This window comes from Novosphingobium huizhouense (genome assembly GCF_020179475.1).
Classification (GTDB): domain Bacteria; phylum Pseudomonadota; class Alphaproteobacteria; order Sphingomonadales; family Sphingomonadaceae; genus Novosphingobium; species Novosphingobium huizhouense.
In genome coordinates, this window is sequence record NZ_JAILXZ010000001.1 from 829,040 (window position 1) to 849,999 (window position 20,960).

General features: G+C 70.8%; 18 protein-coding genes. 9 read left to right on the top strand and 9 right to left on the bottom strand.

The features are described 5' to 3' along the window. Positions 1-355: 355 nt before the first annotated feature. Positions 356-1,264, bottom strand: coding sequence for a c-type cytochrome (locus K3A85_RS04125; protein WP_225205226.1), 909 nt, complete (start codon positions 1,262-1,264; stop codon positions 356-358). A gap of 183 nt (positions 1,265-1,447) precedes the next feature. Between K3A85_RS04125 and K3A85_RS04130 the strand changes: the two genes are divergently transcribed. From K3A85_RS04130 to K3A85_RS04160, 7 genes are read left to right on the top strand one after another with little or no spacing between them, the layout of a single operon-like run. After that, positions 1,448-2,338 carry a prephenate dehydratase gene (locus K3A85_RS04130; protein ID WP_225205227.1) on the top strand — a complete coding sequence of 297 codons (891 nt, stop codon included), beginning with the start codon at positions 1,448-1,450 and terminating at the stop codon, positions 2,336-2,338. A 55-nt stretch (positions 2,339-2,393) separates the two neighbouring features. Beyond that, positions 2,394-3,080: a DUF4129 domain-containing protein gene (locus K3A85_RS04135; protein WP_225205228.1), complete on the top strand. Its 687-nt coding sequence runs from the start codon at positions 2,394-2,396 to the stop codon at positions 3,078-3,080. Continuing rightward, positions 3,077-4,339, top strand: coding sequence for a DUF4350 domain-containing protein (locus tag K3A85_RS04140; RefSeq protein ID WP_225205229.1), 1,263 nt, complete (start codon positions 3,077-3,079; stop codon positions 4,337-4,339). Before K3A85_RS04135 ends, K3A85_RS04140 begins: the two co-directional genes overlap by 4 nt. Further along, positions 4,336-5,292, top strand: coding sequence for an AAA family ATPase (locus K3A85_RS04145; protein ID WP_225205230.1), 957 nt, complete (start codon positions 4,336-4,338; stop codon positions 5,290-5,292). The genes K3A85_RS04140 and K3A85_RS04145 overlap by 4 nt, the downstream gene beginning before the upstream one ends. After that, the gene (locus K3A85_RS04150) at positions 5,289-6,635 is read left to right on the top strand and encodes a DUF58 domain-containing protein (protein WP_225205231.1); all 1,347 of its coding nucleotides are present in this window, start codon (positions 5,289-5,291) and stop codon (positions 6,633-6,635) included. Before K3A85_RS04145 ends, K3A85_RS04150 begins: the two co-directional genes overlap by 4 nt. Further along, complete coding sequence (locus K3A85_RS04155; protein ID WP_225205232.1) at positions 6,632-7,681, top strand: stage II sporulation protein M; 1,050 nt, start codon at positions 6,632-6,634, stop codon at positions 7,679-7,681. The genes K3A85_RS04150 and K3A85_RS04155 overlap by 4 nt, the downstream gene beginning before the upstream one ends. Next, positions 7,678-8,604 (top strand): RDD family protein, encoded by a 927-nt coding sequence (locus tag K3A85_RS04160; protein ID WP_225205233.1) that lies wholly within the window; start codon positions 7,678-7,680, stop codon positions 8,602-8,604. Before K3A85_RS04155 ends, K3A85_RS04160 begins: the two co-directional genes overlap by 4 nt. A 25-nt stretch (positions 8,605-8,629) precedes the next feature. Here the strand turns inward: K3A85_RS04160 and K3A85_RS04165 are convergent, their stop codons facing one another. The 6 genes from K3A85_RS04165 to glnE form a co-directional block, all read right to left on the bottom strand. Continuing rightward, complete coding sequence (locus K3A85_RS04165; protein WP_225205234.1) at positions 8,630-9,940, bottom strand: cytochrome P450; 1,311 nt, start codon at positions 9,938-9,940, stop codon at positions 8,630-8,632. A 4-nt stretch (positions 9,941-9,944) separates the two neighbouring features. Next, positions 9,945-11,480, bottom strand: a complete 1,536-nt coding sequence (locus K3A85_RS04170) for an acyl-CoA synthetase (RefSeq protein WP_225205235.1) — start codon at positions 11,478-11,480, stop codon at positions 9,945-9,947. A 226-nt stretch (positions 11,481-11,706) separates the two neighbouring features. Beyond that, positions 11,707-12,462 (bottom strand): M23 family metallopeptidase, encoded by a 756-nt coding sequence (locus tag K3A85_RS04175; protein ID WP_225205236.1) that lies wholly within the window; start codon positions 12,460-12,462, stop codon positions 11,707-11,709. Positions 12,463-12,590: 128 nt separating this feature from the next. After that, a complete protein-coding gene (locus K3A85_RS04180) occupies positions 12,591-13,346 on the bottom strand; it encodes a ferritin-like domain-containing protein (protein WP_225205997.1) in 756 nt (251 codons plus the stop codon). A 60-nt stretch (positions 13,347-13,406) separates the two neighbouring features. Beyond that, the gene (locus K3A85_RS04185) at positions 13,407-13,880 is read right to left on the bottom strand and encodes a peroxiredoxin (protein ID WP_225205237.1); all 474 of its coding nucleotides are present in this window, start codon (positions 13,878-13,880) and stop codon (positions 13,407-13,409) included. After that, complete coding sequence (gene glnE / locus K3A85_RS04190; protein WP_225205238.1) at positions 13,877-16,573, bottom strand: bifunctional [glutamate--ammonia ligase]-adenylyl-L-tyrosine phosphorylase/[glutamate--ammonia-ligase] adenylyltransferase; 2,697 nt, start codon at positions 16,571-16,573, stop codon at positions 13,877-13,879. The genes K3A85_RS04185 and glnE overlap by 4 nt, the downstream gene beginning before the upstream one ends. 156 nt (positions 16,574-16,729) lie before the next feature. Between glnE and K3A85_RS04195 the strand changes: the two genes are divergently transcribed. Both K3A85_RS04195 and K3A85_RS04200 read left to right on the top strand, forming a co-directional pair. Further along, positions 16,730-18,409, top strand: coding sequence for a M28 family metallopeptidase (locus K3A85_RS04195; protein WP_225205239.1), 1,680 nt, complete (start codon positions 16,730-16,732; stop codon positions 18,407-18,409). An 11-nt stretch (positions 18,410-18,420) separates the two neighbouring features. Continuing rightward, positions 18,421-19,425 (top strand): agmatine deiminase family protein, encoded by a 1,005-nt coding sequence (locus K3A85_RS04200; RefSeq protein WP_225205240.1) that lies wholly within the window; start codon positions 18,421-18,423, stop codon positions 19,423-19,425. A gap of 3 nt (positions 19,426-19,428) precedes the next feature. On the opposite strand, the gene K3A85_RS04205 is transcribed toward K3A85_RS04200, so the two are convergent. Further along, on the bottom strand, positions 19,429-20,004 hold the full coding sequence (locus tag K3A85_RS04205; RefSeq protein WP_225205241.1) for an ABC-type transport auxiliary lipoprotein family protein: 576 nt from the start codon (positions 20,002-20,004) through the stop codon (positions 19,429-19,431). 16 nt (positions 20,005-20,020) lie between these two features. Then, positions 20,021-20,959, bottom strand: a complete 939-nt coding sequence (locus tag K3A85_RS04210) for an MlaD family protein (RefSeq protein ID WP_225205242.1) — start codon at positions 20,957-20,959, stop codon at positions 20,021-20,023. Position 20,960 lies beyond the last annotated feature (1 nt).

Here is a 20,960-nt window from a genome sequence, read left to right on the forward strand (position 1 = left end):
CTTCTTGTTGTCCGGGGCCGGTCCGGAGGCCCTTCCGGCGGGTATTGCATATGCAAGGCAAGGGCAGGCGCTGTCCTACACCCGCCGCGCGCCGTATAACCGGGCGCATGGCCTGTGCTCGCTTTCTAGAAACGCCCGTGATTTCAGCAGGATGGCGCCGCGAGGCGAGTCCTGCCGGGCGGGCGCGGCGGGCCTTGCGGATTTCTCTCCAGGACTGTGTAAACCCCGTAAACCCCCCCTCGCATTTCGGGGCGCGGAAACCTCCCTCGCGTCCGCCGCGCGCCACGAAAAAGGGGCGCCCGGATGGGGGCGCCCCTGATCGTCGTGCCGCTGGTCGGCGGGTGGCCGGCCGGGCTTACTTCTTGGTCTTCAGGTACGCGATCACGTCGGCGCGCTGCTTGGCGTCGGCGATGCCGGCGAAGGTCATCTTGGTGCCCGGCGCGTACTTGGCAGGCGCGGTCAGCCAGGCGTCGAGCGAGGCGTCGTCCCAGACGCCGCCCTTGCTCTTGAGCGCGTCGGAGAAGGCGAAGCCGCCGCGGCCTTCGGCGACCTTGTCACCGGCGATGCCGGCAAGGTTCGGGCCGATGCCGTTGGGCTGGCCGGGCTCGATGGTGTGGCAGGCCTTGCACTTGGCGAAGACCTTCTCGCCCGCAGCGGCGTCGCCCACCACGGGGCCCGCGGCGGCGGCAGCGCCGGCAGCCGGGGCGGCGCCCGCGGCCGGGACCGCTTCGGGCGCCGGCAGCGGCAGGTTCGAGCCCTTCGAGTTCAGGTACAGGATCACGTCGGCGCGTTCCTGCGGGTTGGCGATGCCGGCGAACGACATCTTGGTGCCGTCGGCGAACTTCTTGGGGTTGGTCAGCCACTCGTCGAGCGAGGCGAAGTCCCACTTGCCGCCCTTGGCCTTGAGCGAATCCGAGAAGGCGAAGCCGCCCTTGCCCTGGGCGATGCCTTCGCCCACGGTCGCCCACAGGTTCGGGCCGATGCCGTTGGCCGCGCCCTGGTCGATGGTGTGGCAGGCCTTGCACTTGGCGAAGATCGCCTCGCCCTTGGCCACGTCGCCGCTGGCGAGGCGGTTGGCGATGGGCAGGACCGCAGCGGCGCCGGCGCCGCCTTCGGCTTCGACACCCTCGATCGCATAGCCCATCTTTTCGGGACGCTCGGGCTTGTCGGCGAGGAAGTAGTGCGCCGACAGGCTCGAAAGTCCCAGAGCCACGATGCCGCCGAACAGCGTCCAACCGGCGATGGTGTTGAAACGATCGTCCATTCCGTACCCCATGCAGCGCATACCGGCACCCTGCCGGCCCCCGCGCGAATGTTTGGCGTCGCTCTAGTCAGCCCCCCGCGCCTGCGCAAGTGCGATTGCAGCCTCATCGCGCACTCTACCTACAAGGACAGGCGCAATCGCGCTTGCCCGCCCCGCTGGCGCCGCCTAAGCGCCGCGATCACCATGCAGAGCTATCCCGCCCCCGCGCTCGCCCTCGTCGAATCGATGCGCCTCGCCGCCGCCGCCGAACCGGCGCGCGCGGTCGCGTTCCAGGGCGCGCCCGGGGCCAATTCGCACAAGGCCGCGCTCGAAGCGGTGCCCGACGGCCTGCCGCTGCCCTGCTTCTCGTTCGAGGACGCGCTCGATGCGGTCAAGGAAGGCCGGGCGGGACAGGCGATCATCCCGATCGAGAACTCGCAGCACGGCCGCGTCGCCGACATCCACTTCCTCCTGCCCGAATCCGGCCTGAGCATCGTCGGCGAGCACTTCATGGAAATCCACGCCTGCCTGATGGGGCTGGGCGAGGGGCCGTTCACCGCCGCCTACAGCCACCCGCAGGCGCTCGGCCAGTCGCGCTTCTACCTGCGGACACGCGGCATCGTGCCGATGAGCTATGCCGACACCGCGGGCGCCGCCGCCTATGTCGCCGAACTCGGCGAGGCAGGCATCGCTGCGCTCGCGCCGAAGATCGCCGCCGAGCTCTATGGCCTTCGGGTCGTGGCCGAGAACGTCGAGGACGCGCACGACAACATGACGCGCTTCGTGCTGCTGGCGAAGCAGCCGCTCGACCCGGTCGCCATCGTCGGCGAGGCGATCACCACCTTCGTGTTCGAGGTGCGCAACATCCCCGCCGCGCTCTACAAGGCGATGGGCGGCTTTGCCACCAACGGCGTCAACATGACCAAGCTCGAGAGCTACCAACGCGGGGCGAGCTTCGCCGCGACCGCGTTCTATGCCGACATCGTCGGCGCGCCCGGCGACCCGGCGGTCGACCGCGCGCTCGAGGAGCTGGCGTTCTTCGCCAAGGACCTGCGCATCCTCGGCACCTACCCGCTCGAACGCCCGCGCGGCTAGAAGGGCGGCGAGCGATCGCTTGCAGGCGGCGCAAGGGCGTGCCAGCAAGCAGGTCGTGACGGGGCCGGCCACAGCAGCAGCGACAGCAACCGCAACCGCAAACGCGGCGGCCGACGCGGCCGAGAGCGGCGAGCGCGCCTGGCGCGCCGCGCGCGGGCTCGCCGACATCCAGTATGCGCCGCTGCCACCCCGCGCGCCCACGCCGCCGCCCGACTGGCTGGTGGCGCTGATGAAGTGGCTTTCGAAGCTGTTCGAACCGCTCGGGCGCCTGCTCGGCAAGGGCTGGGGGACGATCGAGATCCTGCTCCTCGTCGCCGCCGCCGGGGGCGCGCTGTGGATCCTGGCAAGCTTCCTCCTGCCGCTGTGGCGCCAGCGCGGTCGCGCGCCTCCGCCGCCCGGGGACTGGACGCCCGATGCCGGCGAGGCCGCGATCCTGCTGGCCGACGCCGATGCGCTGGCCGCGCAGGGCCGCTTCGACGAGGCCGCGCACCTGCTGCTGCGCCGCAGCGTGCAGCAGATCGCGCAGGCGCAGCCGACGCTGCTCGCGCCCTCGGACACCGCGCGCGACATCGCCGCGATGGCGGCGCTTCCGGCCAATGCCCGCGCCGCCTTCGCCACGATGGCCGGCGCGGTCGAGCGCGCGCTCTATGCGCTGCGGCCGCTCGCCCGCGAGGACTGGAGCGCGGCGCGCGAGGCCTATGCCGCCTTCGCCCGCGTCGGCCTGCAGGCGGGCGCGGCATGAGCGGCCAGCCCTTTGCCCGAGGCACGCTCGTCGCCATGCTGTTCGGCGGGCTCGTCGCCTTCGTCGCGCTGCTGTGGAGCCTCGGCCATGCCGCGCCCGACGCCAACAACGGCGGCGGCCATGCCGGCGGGCGCGGGCTCAACGGCTTTGCCGCGCTCGCCGCCATGCTCGAGGCCGACGGCTACGAGGTCGGCCGCAGCCGTGCGCACGATCCCGCCGCGCTCCCGGGCCTGCTGATCCTCACCCCCTCTGCCGAGGCCAAGGGCGCCGACATCGCGGACATCGTCGTGCGCCACCGCCACGTCGGGCCGACGCTGGTGGTCACGCCCAAGTGGTTCGCCACGTCGATCTCGGGCGATCCCCGCGCGAGGCGGGGCTGGACCGCCATCGTCGGCACCGCGCCGCCGCAGTGGCCGGGCTTTGCCGACGACGTGGCGGTGCGCCTTGGCCCGGCGACAGGCTGGTATGCCGCCGACAGCCGGATGGGCCGCCTGCCCGCGCCGAAGGCGGTGCTGTCGGGCAGCGGCAAGGCGCTCGTCGAGCTGGTGCGGGCGAGCGACGGGCGCATCCTGGCGGGGTTCGTCAACGATTCGGGCAGCTATCCCGCGCTCGAGAAGTTCGCCGGGACGGCGGGGCCGATCGGCGGCAACGACCCCGATCTCTACCCGCTGGTCTTCGTGTTCGAACCCGACCTGCTGGACAACTGGGGCCTTGCCGACAAGGCGACCGGCCTGCTCGCGCGCGACCTGATCGTCGCGGCGGCGGACGGGCAAGGCGGGCCGGTGACGTTCGACCTGTCGCTCGCGGGCCTGGGCGCCAACCGCAACCTGCTGACGCTCGCCTTCGAGCCGCCGTTCCTTGCCGCGACGCTGTGCCTGATCCTCGCCGCCGCCGCCGCGATCTGGCGCGCGCTTGCCGGTTTCGGTCCGCGCCTCGCGCCGGGCCGGGCACTGGCGCACGGCAAGGGCGCGCTCGTGGCCAATGCCGCCGCGCTGGTGCGCCGCTCTGGCCGGCTGCACCTGATCGCGCCGCCCTATGCCGCCGCCGCGCGCGAGCGGATCGCCACCGCGCTCGGCCTGCCGCGAGGCCGCGCGGCGAGCGATACCGACAGCGCCATCGACCGCATCGCCCAGGCGCGGCGGAGCGGGGCGCCCGCGTTCGCCATGCTCGCCGCGCGCCTCTCGGCGGCGCGGCGCCCCGACGAGATCGTCCGCGCCGCGCGCGATCTCAACACCTTCGAAAAGGACCTGATGCGATGACTCTCGACGACGTGCGCGCGCTTGGCGAGGCCATCCGCGGCGAGGTGGGCAAGGCGGTGGTCGGCCAGCACCAGACCGTCGACCACCTGCTGATCGCGCTGTTCGCGGGCGGGCACGTCCTGCTCGAAGGCCCGCCCGGCACCGCCAAGACGCTGCTGGCGCAGAGCTTCGCGACCGCGCTGGGGCTCGATTTCGGGCGCATCCAGTTCACCCCCGACCTGATGCCGGGCGACATCCTGGGCTCGAACCTGTTCAACTTCCAGACCAGCACCTTCACCCTCACGCGCGGGCCGATCTTCCACGAGCTGGTCCTCGCCGACGAGATCAACCGCACCCCGCCCAAGACCCAGGCCGCGCTGCTCGAGGCGATGCAGGAGCGCCGCGTGACGCTCGACGGGCAGGCGCACGCGCTGTCCGAGCGCTTCATGGTGGTGGCGACGCAGAACCCGATCGAGAGCCAGGGGGTCTATCCGCTGCCCGAGGCGCAACTCGACCGCTTCCTGTTCAAGGTGCTGGTCGCCTATCCCGACATCGACGAGGAGCGCCGGATCGTGGCGCAGCACGGCGATGCCCGCGCCGGGGCCAAGGCCGCCGAGATGGGCGTGGCGCCGGTCGCCGGTCGCGAGGTGCTGAGCGCCGCCGTCGCCGCCGTGGCGGGGGTGAAGCTGGCCGAGGGCGTGGTCGACTACATCGTCCGGCTGGTCCGCGCCTCGCGCGACAGCGCCGACCTGGTCGCCGGCGCCTCGCCGCGTGCGGCGGTGCTGTTGGGCGGCGCGGCGCGCGCGCGGGCGGCGCTGGAGGGACGCGACTACGTGGTGCCCGACGACGTCAAGGCGCTCGCCCCGGCGGTGCTGCGCCACCGCATGATCCTGAGCCCGGCGGCGGAAATCGAAGGGCGCCAGGCCGAAACGATCGTCGCCGACCTGATCGCGCGGACCGACAGCCCGAGATGAACCTGCGCCCGCGACTGAACGGCCTGCCCTTCCAGCCCACGGCGCGGGCGGTGCTGCTGCTGGCCGCGGTCGCGCCGCTCGCGCTTCTCGTCGCGGTGCTGCTGCCCGCGGCGTGGGTGCTGGCGCCGGCGCTGGCGGGCGCGCTGCTGCTGCTGGTCGCGCTCGACGCGCTTTTCGCCGGGCGGTTCGTCGATGTCCGCGTGCTGGCGCCGGCGGACGCCGAAGTCGGCCGCAGCCTGCGCTTCGTCGTGCTCGCCGACTTCGCGCGGACCGCGGCGCGACGGATCGAGGCGGCGCTGGCGCTCGATCCGCGCCTTGTCGAAGGCGGGCGGCTGGCGCTGGCGCTGGCGCTGGCGCCGGGCGCGCAGGCGTGGGAGGGGGCGGGCGACGTCGTGCCGGTGCGGCGCGGGCCGGGGCTGATCGAGGCGGTGTGGTTGCGCTGGAACGGGCCGCTGGGGCTGGGCCAGCGCACCGCGCAGCGGCCGCTCGAGCGGACCGTGCGGGTGCGGCCCGACCTCTCGCCGTTGCGCTCGGGCGAATTGCAGCTGTTCCTGCGCGATGCCGATCTCGGCCAGATCGCGCGGCGGATTCGCGGGGCGGGGGCCGAGTTCGAGGCGCTGGCCGACTACGAACCCGGCATGGACCGGCGGCGGATCGACTGGAAGAGCTCCGCCCGGCACGCCCGGCTGGTGGCGCGCGAATACGAAACCGAGCGCAACACCCAGATCGTGTTCGCGCTCGATTGCGGGCAGACGATGTGCGAGCCGGTGGCTGGCCTTGCGCGGATCGACCGGGCGATCACCGCCGCGCTGACCACGGCGTGGGTCGCGCTGAAGGGGCAGGACCGCATCGCGCTGTTCGGCTTTGCCGCAAGACCGCTGGTGGCGACGCCCTTCGTCGCCGCGGCGCGCGATTTCCACCGGTTGCAGGATGCCGCCGCCAGCCTCGACTACCATGCCGAGGAGCCCAATTTCACGCTCGCGCTGGCGACGCTGGCGGCGCGGTTGAAGCGGCGCTCGCTGGTGGTGGTGTTTTCGGACTTCACCGATCCGACCAGCGCCGAGCTGATGATCGAGAACGTCGGCCGGCTGGTCGAGCGCCACGTCGTGCTGTTCGTGGTGATGGAAGATGCCGAACTTTCCGGGATCGCCACGGCCACGCCCGAGGACCTCGACGACGTGGCGCAGGCGGTGACCGCCGATGCGCTGCTGCGCCAGCGCCAGCAGGTGCTGCAGCGGTTGCGGCGCCTCGGCGTGCGCGTGGTCGAGGCGCCGCACGAGGCGATCGGGCTGCGGCTGCTCGATGCCTATCTTGCGGTCAAGCGGCGGGGGCTTGTCGGATGAGCGCGTTGGGCGACAAGCTGGCAGGATGGCTCGGGCGCGGCGCGGCCGAGGATGCCGCGCGCGTGGAGGAAGCGGCGCTGCGGTCCGACCGGTTCCGGCTGGAGCGCGAGGGCGACTGGAAGCGGCTGGAGCAGATCGTCGGCCAGATCGAGCGCGGGCGGCTGAAGCGGCTGTCGGACGAGGACCTGCTGGCGCTGCCCGGGCTCTACCGGATGACCGCGAGCGCACTGTCGATCGCGCGCGAAACCTCGCTCGACCAGGCGCTGGTCGACTGGCTCGAGACGCTGACCCAGCGCGCGTGGTTCGCGGTCTATGGCCCGCGCGCCGGGCTGGGGCGCTGGCTGCGCGGCTTCCTCGGCGGCGGCTGGGGGCGGGCGGTGCGCAGCATCGGCCCCGACATCGTGATCGCGCTGCTGACGATGGTGGTGGGGACGGTCGTCGGCTGGCTGCTGGTCTCGAGCAATCCCGACTGGTTCTATGCGCTGATGCCCGGCGGCGACGAGCGCCAGCCCGGCGCGAGCCGCGCGGTGCTGGAACGCACGCTGTTCGGCAATGCCGACCAGGACGGCCTGTCGGTGTTCGCCGCGATGCTGTTCAGCAACAACGCGCAAGTCTCGATCCTTGCCTTTGCCCTGGGCTTTGCCTGCGGGGTGCCGACGCTGCTGCTGCTGGTCCAGAACACCGCGATGCTGGGCGCGCTGCTGTGGCTCTACCACGGGCAGGGGCTGACCTTCGAACTGGTCGGCTGGCTTTCGGTGCACGGCACGACCGAGCTGTTCGCGATCCTGCTGGCCGGCGCGGCCGGGCTTCACGTCGGCCGCGCGATCGCGTTCCCGGGCAACCGCGCGGTGCTCGACGCGGCGGCAGAGGCGGGGCGGCGCGCGGCGCTGGTGATGACCGGGGTGGTGCTGATGCTGATCGTCGCCGCGCTGCTCGAAGCCTTCGCACGCCAGCTGCTCGACGCCACGCTGCCGCGGCTGGTGGTGGGCGCGTTCATACTGGTGTTCTGGATCGGCTACCTGTTCGTCTGGCGGCGCGGGCGATGAGCGCGCGGGGAGCCACGGGCCGCATCGTGCCCGATGCCGAGCGGCGCAAGCGCTGGCTGACCACGCCCGAAGGCGTGGCGCTGCCGTTCGTGCTCGCCTCGCGCGGGGCGCGGGCAGGCGCGGTGGCGATCGACCTGTTCCTGATCGGCGCGGCAATCGTGCTGACGACGATGGCGCTGCTGTGGACCGCGCAGGGGCTGGGGCTCAACGCCAACCTCAAGGGGCCGGCGGGCCACGCGCTCCAGGCGCTCGCGATCGTGTGGTTCCTCGCGGTGTTCCTGGCGCGCAACGCCTGGTTCCTCGCCTTCGAGCTGGGGCCCCGCGGGGCGACGCCGGGCAAGCGGCTGCTCGGCATCCGCATCGCCGCGCGCGACGGCGGGCGGCTGACCACCGAGGCGGTGATCGCGCGCAACCTGGTGCGCGACATCGAGCTGTTCATGCCGCTGGTGTTCATCGGCGGCGCCGCGTCGAGCGGAGGCGACACCGACGTTGCCGGCTGGATGGGCCTCGGCTGGTTCGCGCTGTTCATGGCGATGCCGTTCCTCAACCGCGACGCGCTTCGCTGCGGCGACATGATCGCGGGCACCTGGGTGGTCGAGGCGCAGAAGCGCAAGCTGGGGCAGGCGCTGTCGCTCGCCGGCGCGGCGGCCGGGCCGAGCGCGACGACCGGGGTGACCTATCGCTTCGGGCCGGAGGAGCTCTCGGTCTATGGCGAATACGAGCTGCAGGCGCTCGAGCGGGTGCTGCGCGAGAACCGGGCGGAAACGCTGGAAGAAGTTGCGGCCACGATCTGCGGCAAGATCGGCTGGAGCGCGGGCGCGGGCGACGAACGCGCGTTCCTCGAGGCCTATTACACCCAGCTGCGCGCGCATCTGGAGCGCGGCATGCGCTTCGGGCGGCGCAAGGCGGACAAGTTCGCCTGACCTCGCGCCGCCCGAGGCTTGTCGGTCAGCTCGCCCTGAAGCGGATCGGCAGGGTCTTGAGGCCGCCGACGAAGGTGCTCTTGGCGCGCTTGGGTTCGCCCGCCAGCTCGAGGCTGTCGATCCGGTCGAGCAGCGCTTCGAACAGGATGCGCATTTCGAGCCGGGCGAGGTGAAGACCCAGGCACTGGTGCGCGCCCGCGCCGAAGGCGATGTGGCGGTTGCCGTCGCGCGCGGCGTCGAACTTGCGCGGGTTGTCGAACTGCGCCGGATCGTGGTTGGCCGCGACGTAGTTGAGCATCAGCCAGTCACCCGCCGCGATCGGCACGCCGCCGATCTCGACGTCCGAGGTGGTGGTGCGCATGAAGTGCTGCACCGGCGTGGTCCAGCGGATCGCCTCTTCGACGACGCCCGGCAGCAGGCTGCGATCGGCCTTGACCTTCGCGAACTGGTCCGGGTCCTGCGCCAGGGCGAGCATGGCCCCGGCGGTCGAGGCCGAGGTGGTGTCGTGGCCGGCCGCGGCGACGATGATGTAGTAGCCGGCAAGGTCGCGCGCCGAGAGCGGCTCCCCGTCGATGTTGGCGTTGGCGAGCACGCTGGCGACGTCGTTGGTGGGGTTCTTCCGGCGCTCTTCGGCGAGCGCGAAGAAGTAGGCCTCGAAATCGTTCACCGCGCCCATGACGATCTGCATGATCTGTTCGGGCGGCAGGTCGGCCATGCCCGACTTGTTGAGGTCCTCGTCCTGTCCGCCGAACATCTGCTGGGTGAGGAACAGCATGCGCGGCTCGTCCTCCTCGGGCACGCCGAGGATCTGCATGACGACGTGGAGCGGGTAGGGCGCCGAGACGAGCGGGCAGAAGTCCGCTTCCGGCCCCGCCGCGATCAGCCGGTCGACGGTGTGCGCGGCGAGCGTGCGGATGTCCTCCTCGATCTTGCGCAGGTTCTTGGGCATGAACCATTCCTGCGTCAGACGGCGCAGCTTGGGATGCGAGGGCGCATCGATCGAGACGAGCGAGTTGACGAGGTTGGGGCTGCCGCCGGTGACGGCGCGGGCAAAGGCCTCGCCGTCCTTGCCGGTGAACACGGTGGGGCGCGGGGCGTTGAGGAAGGTCTGGTTGTCCTTCGACACGCGCATCACGTCTTCGTGGCGGGTCAGCAGCCAGAACGGCTCGTGGAAGCCTTCCGCGCTTTCGATGCGCACCACCGGCGTTTCGGCCCGGATGCGGTCGAAGCGGTCGAGCAGCGGATTCCACTCGGCATAGGAGCGGGGATCGATCACGGCGATGGCGTCCTCGGGCGAGGCCACCGGGGCTGCGGCGGGCGCAGGGATCGTTGCCATGGTATCAGGCCTCCAGGGCGGCCGCGGCCTTGTATTCATCGCGCAACAGGCGCTTGAACAGCTTGCCGGTGGGCTCGCGGGGCAGTTCCTCGCGGAAGTCGATCTGGCGCGGCATCTTCACGCGCGACAGCTGCGGATTGAGCCATTCGGTCAGCTCGGCGGCGAGCGCGGGGCCTGCTTCGGCAAGGTTGGCCGGCTGGACGATCGCGACGACGCGTTCGCCCATGTCCGCGTCCGGCGCGCCGATCACCGCGACATCGGCCACCTTGGGGTGGGTGACGAGCAGGCTTTCGATCTCCTGCGGGTAGATGTTCACCCCGCCCGAGATGATCATGAAGCTCTTGCGGTCGGTAAGGAACAGGTAGCCCTCGTCGTCGACCCGGCCGATGTCGCCAAGGCTGGTCCAGCCGTGCTTGTTGGTGGCCTCGGCGGTCTTGGCGGGGTCGTTGTGGTATTCGAAGGTGCTGCCGCCCTCGAAGAAGACCTGGCCCTCCTGCCCGGCCGGCAGCTCGTCGCCGTTCTCGTCGCAGATGTGGACGACGCCGGTCAGCACGCGCCCAACCGAGCCCGGGCGCTGCAGCCATTCCTCGCTCGAGATGAAGGTGAAGCCGTTGCCCTCGGTGCCGGCATAGTATTCCTTGAGGATCGGGCCCCACCAGTCGATCATCGCGTGCTTGACCGGGATCGGGCACGGCGCGGCGGCGTGAATCGCGCACTTGAGCGACGACAGGTCGTACTTCGCGCGCACCTCCTCGGGCAGCTTGAGAAGGCGGACGAAGTGCGTCGGCACCCACTGGCTGTCGGTGACCCGGTACTGCTCGATCAGTTGCAGCGCATGTTCGGGGTCGAACTTGTCCATCACCACGACGGTGCCGCCGAGGCGGTGGACGCTCATCGACCAGCGCAGCGGAGCGGCATGGTAGAGCGGCGCCGGGCTGAGGTAGACCGAATCGGGGGTGAAGCCGAAGGCTTCGGCGGCCAGCATCATCAGCGCGGTGGGCGCGCCGATGGCCGGCTCCTCCGGCATCGGCACGCGCACGCCCTTGGGCTTGCCGGTGGTGCCCGAGGAATAGAGCATGTCGCCGCCGGCGCGCTCGTCGCCGATCGGGGTGGAGGGCATCTTCGCCAGCTCCGCCTCGAGATCGTGCGCGCCGACGCCGCCGAGGCGCAGCTGCGGGACCGATGGCGCGAGCGCTGCGACTTCGTCGAGCACCTTGTCGAGGTAGGTCGAGCTGACCAGCAGCTTTGCCCCGCTGTCCTGCGCGATATAGGCGATTTCGGGCGCGGCGAGGCGGCACGAGATGGCGACGAAGACCAGGCCGGCGCGCTGCGCCCCCCACACCAGCGAGAAGTATTCGGGCCGGTTCTCGAGGCTGAACGCCACGGTATCGCCGATCTGCAGCCCGCGCGCGCGCAGCAGCTGAGCGAAGCGGTTGCTGGCCTCGTCGAGCTCACGGTAGCTGACGGTGCGGCCGTCGGCCATGATGACGGCCGGCTTGTCCGGGTGGTTCCGGGCGTGCGCGCTCGGGTGGTGGTGCATGCATTCCTCTCTTCGCTGACGGCTTCGGGCCGTTCGCGCGAGACCTTAACTGCATGATTAAATCACGCAAAGGGATTCGTTGCCTCGACGGACCCGCTGCGCAAAAAAAGTTGCTGGCCCGCCAGCAAGCATCGGGAACGTCGGCCGCAGGCAAAGAAAAAGGCGGCACCAGGGCCGCCTTTTTCCGCATCCTCTCCCGAGGATGGCTATGTTCGACCGGGGCGGCTTATTCGGGTCCGCCGCGTCCTTCGGCCGGGTCGTTGTCTGCATAGAGGCCCGTGGCGCCCTGCATGTAGGGCAGCGGATTGACCGCTTCGCCCGCGACACGGACTTCGTAATGGAGGTGCGGGCCGGTCGAGCGGCCGGTCGAGCCGACGTAGCCGATAACGTCGCCCTTGCGGACGCGCTGGCCTTCGGCGACCGCGATGCGCGACATATGGCCGTAGCGGGTTTCGAGGCTGGCGCCGTGCTCGAGCTCAACGCACAGGCCGTAGCCGCCGAACCAGTCGGCCTTACCGACCACGCCGTCGGCCGAGGCGTAGATCGGCGTGCCGGTGGCGGCGGGAAGATCGATGCCCTTGTGCTGGCGCAGGCCGCCGAGCACCGGGTGGACGCGAAGGCCGAAGCCGCTCGACATGGCGCGCGCCGAATTGACGGGCATCAGCGAGGGGATCGAGACGGTGCCCGAGCGCGCCGGGGCGACGGTGCCGGAGACCGAACCGCCGTCGAGCGCCTGCCACGAGGCGAAGAGGTTGCGGAACTGCTGGTCGCCGTTGTCGGTGCTGACCGCGGCGCTGCGCGATGCGTCGGCGGTGCGGAGCGGCGAGGCGATGTCGGCCGAGGCGCTGTTGGCGAATGCGGGGACCGAGATCAGTGCTGCGATGGCGGCGAGTGCGCCGAGCGGCCTGCGGTAAAAGCTGGTGTTGTGCGACATTACGACCCGAACGACCTTCTTCTTTTCGACCCGCATCGATGCAAGCATCGGCGCAGACGCGCTGACCCCCAGTGCGTGCCGCATCGGTTCGCGAAAACCGGCGCGGAGAAATATTTGAGAAGGATCGGAACCCCCCGCCCAACTCGTGATTGGAGGGGTAACGGCAGTGGTCCGGATCAGGCAACCCCTGCCATCAATTCGTAAGATAGACCGGCCTTTCGCCGCGCCGAGTCGTTGAACGGTGGCTTAATGGCCCCGCGGAAGTGCCTCTCGACCAACGCTTTCCAAAGCTGCGGGGGCGATTCATCGCGTTCTTCGCATACCCGTTCGAAATGGCTTGTGCCGAAACGCACATGGCGGATTTCGTCGTCAAGGATTCGTTGCAGGATCCGCGCGGAGCGCAGGTCGCCGGCCGCTTCGAACCGCTCGATGGTTATCGGAGTGACGTCGAGCCCGCGCGCTTCGAGCACCATCGGCACCACCGCCAGGCGCGCCGCGACATCGTGTGCGGTCTCGCGCGCGGCGTCCCACAGCCCGTCGTGCGCGGGCATCGCGCCATAGGCCGAGCCGAGCGTGCGCAACCGCCGGGCGAGCAGCGCGAAATGCATTGCTTCGTCCGCCGCGACGCCGAGCCAGTCGCCAACGAACCCCGGCCCGCGCTCCGCGCCGAAACGTCCCGCCGCATCGAGCGCGAGGTCGATGGCGACGAATTCGATGTGGCACAGCGCATGGAGCAGCGCGATGCGCCCGCGTTCGGAGCCGCCGCGGCCGCGCTTGGGCATGGCGTTGGGCGGGAGCAACTGCGGCGCCTCCGGCCGGGCGGGCACGTCGGGCATGGCGACGTCGAACGCGAAGGCGAGTTCGCCCGCGTGCCAGCGCCGGGCGACCGCGCGCGCCGCCATCGCCTTGGCCTCGGGTTCGGCGGTCAGCATCGCGGCGCGAATGGCCTGCGCCACCGGCGGCCTGGCGGAATCGGGGACGCTCACCGCGGGTCAGAGCGCCCGGGCGGCGGCGAGCACTTCGTCGGCGTGGCCCTTGACCTTCACCTTGTTCCATACCTGCGCGATGCGGCCGTCGGCGCCGACGAGGTAGGTGGTGCGCTCCATGCCCATGTAGGTGCGGCCGTACATCGACTTCTCGGTCCAGATGCCGAGCGCGTCGGACAGGCCGCCGTCCTCCGCATCGCTGGCGAGCGGCGCGACGAGCGCGTGCTTTTCGGCGAACTTCTGGTGCTTCCTGGGCGGATCCTTGCTGACGCCCAGCAGCGCGGTGCCGGCCGCGGCGAACTGGTCGGCCAGCGCCGAGAAATCCTTGTTCTCGGTGGTGCAGCCCGGGGTGTCGTCCTTGGGGTAGAAGAACAGCACCAGCTTGCGCCCGGCGAAGTCGGACGGCTTGACCGTGCCGCCATCGGGCGTGGCCAGGGCAATGTCGGGAAGGGCGTCGCCGACGCCGATGCGCTCGCTCATGTTCGGATCTCCAGCCTTTCGCCGAAAACGGCGCTCCATGCCTGCGCCACGCGCTGCCGCATGGCGGCGACGGCGTCAAGCAAGTCGCCCCACCGGGCAAGCCCGCAGGCGCGCGCGACGATCGCGCGGCTGGCGGGCGGCGGATATTCGCCGTCGGGCGCGACCAGGCGGACCACCACCAGCAGCCGCGCCATCAGGTCGTGCGCTTCGCGCAGGCCCTGTGGCAACAACCCTGCATCCTCGAGCGCGGAAACGGCGTCGCCAAGGCCGGGTTCGATCGCCACATGGTCCCGCAGCTGGAGGAAGTGGACCATGAACTCGATGTCGACGAGCCCGCCGCGCAGCAGCTTGACGTCGAGCGGCCCCCGGGCGGGCTTGTGCTTCGCCATCTCGCCGCGCATCGCCAGCACGTCGCCGCGCAGCTTTTCCGCATCGCGCGGATGGTTGAGCACGCAGGCGACGATGCCGTCGAGCGCCGCGCGGTCGGCGGCGCTGCCGAACAGAGCGCGGGCGCGGCACAGCGCCATGTGCTCCCAGGTCCACGCCTCCTCGCGCTGGTAGCGCGCGAAGCTGTCGAGGCTGACCGCGATCGGGCCTTGTGCGCCCGAGGGGCGCAGCCGGGTATCGACCTCATAGAGCGCGCCCGCCGCAGTCGGCACCGACAGCGCGGCGATGACCCGCTGGGCGAGGCGGTTGTAGTAGAGCGTGCCCCCCAGCGGACGGCGGCCGTCGCTCTCGGCCATGTGATCGCCGCTGAACAGGAACACGAGGTCGAGGTCCGAGGCGTGGGTCAGCGCGGCGCCGCCGAGCCGCCCGAGCCCCAGGACGACCAGCCGGCTGTCGGGCACCGCGCCATGGACCGTCTCGAACTCGGCGCAGGCGGCGTCCCCGAGGACGAGGATCGCGGCCTCCGCAACGCGCGACAGGGCGGCGGCGATCTCCAGCGGATCGCGCCCCGCTTCGATCAGCTGGACGCCGAGCGCGAAGCGCAGTTCGCCGACCTTGCGGCGCACCGCATCGAGCAGGCGCTGGTAATCGTCGCCGGCTTCGTTGCGGCGCAAGTCCGCGGCGATCTCGGCGACGGTGCCGGGCAGGTCGAAGGCCGAGCGGTCGATCAGCGTATCGAGCAGGTCGGCGCGGCGGGCGAGCTCGTCGGCGAGCGTGGGCGCATGGGCGAGCACGCGCATGACCACGGCGAGCAGGCCCGGGCGCGCCTCAAGCAGGCGGAAGACGTTGATCGCCGAAGGAAGCGCGCCGATCAGCTGCTCCCAGCGCAGCAGCGCGCGATCGGGATCGGGCGCTTCGGACAACGCGCGCAGCAGTTGCGGGCGCAGGCGGGCGAAGGCGGCGCGCGCCTCGTCGCTGCGCAGCGCGCGGAACTGTCCGTTCTCCCAGGCTTCGATGCGCGCGGCGAGCTGCTCGCATTCGTCGAAGCCGCAGTCCGCCAGTTCGCGCACCAGCGGCTTCTCCGCGACCTGGACCGCGCCGGCGGGCGCATAAGTCGCGATCAGCGCGTCAAAGCGGGCGCCGACCGCCTCGGAGATCGTGGCGAGCTCGGCCACGAGCGCCGCGCCATCGGCAAGCCCGTCGAGCCTCGCGACGTTGTCGAGCGCGGCGCGATCGGCGGGGAGCGAGTGGGTCTGCTGGTCGGCGACCATCTGCAGGCGATGCTCGATCGTGCGCAGGCGGTCGTAGCTCGCGCCCAGCACGTCGGCATCCTCGCGCGCGATGATCCCGGCCGCCGCGAGCGCGTCGAGGCTGGCGCGCGTGCCGCGCAGGCGCAGCGCCGGGTTGCGGCCGCCGTGGATCAGCTGGTGGGTCTGGGCGAAGAATTCGACCTCGCGGATCCCGCCGCGCCCGCGCTTGAGGTCGTAGCCGGGGCCGAGCGCCTGGCCGCCGATGTAGTGGTCGCGGATGCGGGTGGTCAGGCGGCCGATCTCGTCGATCGCGCCGAAATCGAGGCTGCGGCGCCAGACGAAGGGGCGGATGGTGTCGAGGAAGGCCTGCCCGCGCACCATGTCGCCCGCGGCGGCGCGGGCGCGGATAAAAGCGGCGCGCTCCCAGGCGAGCGCGCTCGATTCGTAGTGGGTGATCGCGCCTTCGAAGGGAATCGCCAGCGGGCTGACCTCGGACGCAGGGCGCAGCCGCAGGTCGACGCGGAAGACGTAGCCCTCGTCGGTGACCTGGCCGAGCAGCTCGACCACCGCGCGCGCCACCCGCTGCGCCGCCTCGCCCGGATCGTCGCGCTCGCGCCGGGGCAGCACGTCGGGATCGTAGAGCAGGATGGGGTCGATGTCCGAGGAGTAGTTCAACTCGCCCGCGCCATGCTTGCCGAGCGCGATGGCGGAAAACCCCTGCGGCACGGCATCGGGCGCGCGCCGAAGGATGGCGGCGGCAATGGCGGCGTCGAGCGCTCGGTCGGCGAAGGCGGAGAGCGCCCCGGTGACCGCGGGCAACGGCATGGCGCCGGCGAGGTCGGCAATGCCGATCGCCGTCGCCAGCGCGAGCCGCTCGCGGCGCAGCGCCACCGCGACATCGGCGGCGCCGTCGCCCGCAGCAGCGACCCAGGCCATGGCTTCGTCGAGACGGCCTTGCGCGAGCAGCGCTTCCAGTTCGCCCTGCCGGTCGAGCGCGCGAGCGAGGAAGGGCGAGCAGGTGCGGGCGCGGGTCAGCGCATTCTGCCAGTCGGTCATGTCCCGGCGATGCCCGGTCGGAGCAGCCGAGGCAAGCATTGCGCGCGCCGGCCGGGGCGGTGTTGCGTCGCCCGCCACGCTCTGCCAACGTCATGGCAGGACCGCAGGGACGCCCCGGCAATGCTGCGGTGGGCTGTGAACATGAAGGGAAATTCAATGCCTTACCGTGTCGATCGCGCCTTTCGCGCCGCGCTGGTCGCGGGCGCTGCCTGCGCCACGCTGATTTCATCGGCAACCTTCGCCGCCGCGCCGGTGCCGCCGGTCGACGTGCCGGCGCTGCGCGCGACCATCAAGACGCTGGCCTCCGACGAGTTCGAAGGGCGCGCCCCTTCGACCGCCGCCGAGCCGAAGGTGCTCGACGCGATCATCGCGCGGTTCAAGGCCGCGGGCCTTCAGCCCGGCAACAAGGGATCGTGGCTCCAGGACGTGCCGACCGTGGAGATGACCGCAAGCCAGTTCTCGCCGATGGTGATCAAGGCCAAGGGCCTGGCGCCGATGAGCTTCGCGATCGGCAAGGACTTCGTGGCGGGGTCGTACCGCTTCGTGCCGCAGACCAGGATCGCCGACAGCGAGCTGGTGTTCGTCGGCTACGGCATCAACGCCCCCGAGCTCGGCTGGAACGACTATGCCGGGCTCGACATGAAGGGGAAGACCGCGGTCATCCTCGTCAACGACCCGGACTACGAGATGCAGGGCGAGGACGGGCCGTTCAAGGGCCGCCGGATGACCTACTACGGGCGCTGGACCTACAAGTTCGAGGAGGCCGCGCGCCAGGGGGCGACGGCGGCGATCGTCATCCACGATACCTATCCCGCCGCCTATGGCTGGAACGTGGTCCAGTCGAGCTGGACCGGCGCGCAATACTTCGTCCAGTCGGCCAATGACGGCATGGACCAGACGGTCGCCAACGCCTGGGTGCAGAAGAGCGTGGCCGAGGCGGTCTTCAAGGCCGCCGGTCAGGACCTCGCCGGCCTGACCGCCGCGGCGAAGCAGAAGGGGTTCAAGGCGGTGCCGCTCGGCCTGACCATGGACCTCTCTTTCGACAACGCGATCCGCAAGGCGATGTCGCACAACGTGGTCGGCCTGATGCCGGGCAAGACGCGCCCGGACGAATACGTGCTCTACAGCGCGCACTGGGATCACCTCGGCCGCTGCGAGGCGGACAAGTCCGGCGACGACATCTGCAACGGCGCGGTCGACAACGCGACCGGGGTGGGTGCGCTCGCCGCGCTGGCGGACATGAACCACCGCGCCGGCCCTGCCGCGCGCAGCCAGGTGTTCCTTGCCGTCACGCTCGAGGAATCGGGGACGCTGGGATCGGAATACTATGCCGCGAACCCGGTGTTCCCGCTCGCCAGGACCGTTGGCGGGGTCAACATGGACGGCCTTTCGCCGACGGGGCGCGCGCGCGACGTGACCGTCACCGGTGGCGACAAGTCCGAGCTGACCACGCTGCTGCGCAAGGTCGAAAAGGACATGAACCTGTCCGAGACGCCCGAAAGCCATCCCGAGCGCGGGTACTACTACCGGTCGGATCACTTCAGCTTCGCCAAGCTGGGCGTGCCGATGTTCGACGTCGGCCTTGGCGAAGACCTCGAGAAGGGCGGCCGCGCGGCCGGCGAGGCGGCCTCGGAGGACTACACCGTCAACCGCTACCACCAGCCCAGCGACGAATACTCGGACAGCTGGGACATGTCGGGCATGGCGCAGGAAGTCGAACTGTTCTACCGGCTCGGCCGCGGGCTTGCCGACGGCAGCGACTGGCCGAACTGGCACCCCGGAGACGAATTCCGCGCGATCCGCGACAAGAGCTTGGGCGAAGCGGGCAAGAAGTAGGGACAAGACGCATGAGCGAGGCGGCGCCGGTGGTCTTTTCGGGGAGAATGCCCCCCGAATGGCATCCCCAGGACTGGCTGTGGATCGGTTTCCCCCACATCGCCGACGAGTGGTCGGGGGTGATCGATCGTGCGCAGGAACAGATCGCCGCCTTCGCCAGCGCCGTTGCCGACAGCGGCCAGCAGGTGCGCCTGCTGGTGCGCGACGCCGCCAACGAGATGCGGGCGCGGTCGCTGGTGTCGGCGGCGGTCACTTTGGAACGGCGCGTCTATGGCGACGTGTGGGTGCGCGATACCGGTCCACTGGTGGTGCGCGATGCATCGGGCGCGCGCGCGGCGCGGCTGTTCGGCTTCAACGGCTGGGGGGGGAAATACCTGATGCCCGGCGACCAGGAGATCGGCGCGACGCTGGCCGCCGATGCGGGCCTTGCCGCCGACCGGTGCGACTGGATCCTCGAAGGGGGTGCGCTGGACGGCGATGGCACCGGTCTTGTCGCCACGACCGAGCAGTGCCTGCTCAACCCCAACCGCAACCCGCACCTGACGCGCGGCGAGATCGAGGCGCGGCTCGAGCGCGACCTCGGCTACGACCGGGTGTTGTGGCTGGGCGACGGGCTGATCAACGACCATACCGACGGCCACGTCGACAATCTCGCCCGGTTCGTTGCGCCCAACCGCCTGGCGGTGCCGCGCGCCACCGGACCGGACGATCCCAACGCCACGATTTACGCCGATACCGCTGCCCGGGCGCGCGACGCGGGGGTCGAGGTCGTCGATGTCCCGTCACCCGGGCGGGTCGAATGGGGCGGTACGGTGCAGCCGGCGAGCTACATGAACTTCGTTATCGCCAGCAACGTGGTGATCGTGCCGATCTTCGGCACGGCGCACGACGATGATGGCGTGGCCGCGATTGCCGAGCTGTTTCCGACCCGCGCCACGATCGGGCTGATGGCCGATGCGGTGCTGGCGGGCGGGGGCGGATTCCACTGTTCCAGCCAGCAGATGCCGGCAGCCTGACGGTCAGCCGACCCAGTCGGCGACCTCGCGCGCCACTTCGTTGGCTGCCCGGTTGAGCGCCGGGGCGATGTCCTGAGCATCGGGGTCGATCCCCGGCACGCGATTTTCGAAGCGCTTGGTCGCGATCGTCCCGTCGGGATTTTCGCGCGAGGCCTCGAAGCCGACGACCACGGCGCGGGTCGCGGCGTCGTAGCCCATGTCGAGGAGCCGGCCCGACACGCGCGTCCCCAGAACCCCGTTATCGCGTTCGCTCACCAGGCGGTTGCCCCGTGCGCGCAGCGTTTCGGCGAGCAGGTGCTGGAACTGGCGCGATGGGCGTTCGACCCACATCGTCTTCTTGAGATAGGCGATCCGGGTCGCATCGATCTGGACCGGCACGCGCAGCACCGCGACCTTCGCCGCCGCGGTCGGCTCGACCACGATCAGGGCGTCGTTCGGCTTGCCGCTGGCGGTCGCGCCGACCGCCGGCGCCGCTTCGGCATCGAGACTGAGCAGGCTCGTCGGGGGCTTCGCCCCGATCGACACGCAGCCAGCCAGCGAGAGCGGCAGCAGCAGGGAGCACAGCAGGGTCTTGTTCATCGTGGGGCCTCCCGGCTCAGGGCTTGTAGTCCGGCAGCTTGGGGCTGCCGACGATGCTCGATACGCCGCGATCATTGATGCGGTCTGTCACTTCGCGCAAGGAGCGCGTCGTCGCCTGAAGTTCGCGGATCGCCGCTTCGGCGGCGGGCAGCGTGCGCGCGTTGAGCTGCTGCACCCCGGGCCGCGCGTCGTCGGCGGTCGCCTTGAGCGCATCGGCGGCGCCCTGCACCGACTTTAGCGTGGTGCGCAGCTGTTTGGCGATGCCGTTGCCTTCGTCGTTCAGCATGGAATCGGCGCTGCCGGCGACCTTCTCGAAGGCGGCGAGCGTATAGTTCGCCTGGCGCAGCGTCGCCTGCAGTTCGGCCAGCGTGCGCTTCACGTCGGGCGAGGCATCGGCAAGGTTGCCGGTCAGCTTGTCGGTATGGGCGAGGATGTTCTCGATCGACTTCTGGTTCTTGTCCGACAGCACCATCGTCAGCCGTTCGGTCAGCGTCGCCAGCCGTTCGAGCAGCAGTGGCGCGTTCGACAGGATCTCGCCGAGCCCGCTGCGCTTGGTCGGGATCACCGGCGCGCCCTCGGGGCCCGGCTCGACGATCGGCGGGGCGCCCTTCATAGCTCCCTGGAGCTGGATCGTGGTGACGCCGGTGAAGCTGCCCTGCAGGCTCGCGGTCGTGCCCTGGAGGATCGGCACCTTGCTGTCGACGCGAATGCGCACGCGGACGAGGCCGGGATCGCGCTCCCACAGCTCGATATCCTTGACCTGGCCCGAGGGGACGCCCGAAAACGACACTTCGGAGCCCTTGGCGAGGCCGTCGACCGACTGCTTGAAGAAGATGTCGTATTCGTTCTGCGCGCCCTGGTTGAGCCGCGCGATCCAGATGGTGAGCGCGGCCATGCCCGCCAGCAGCAGCAGCGTGACGGCTCCGACCCAGATGTTGTTCGAGCGCGTTTCCATG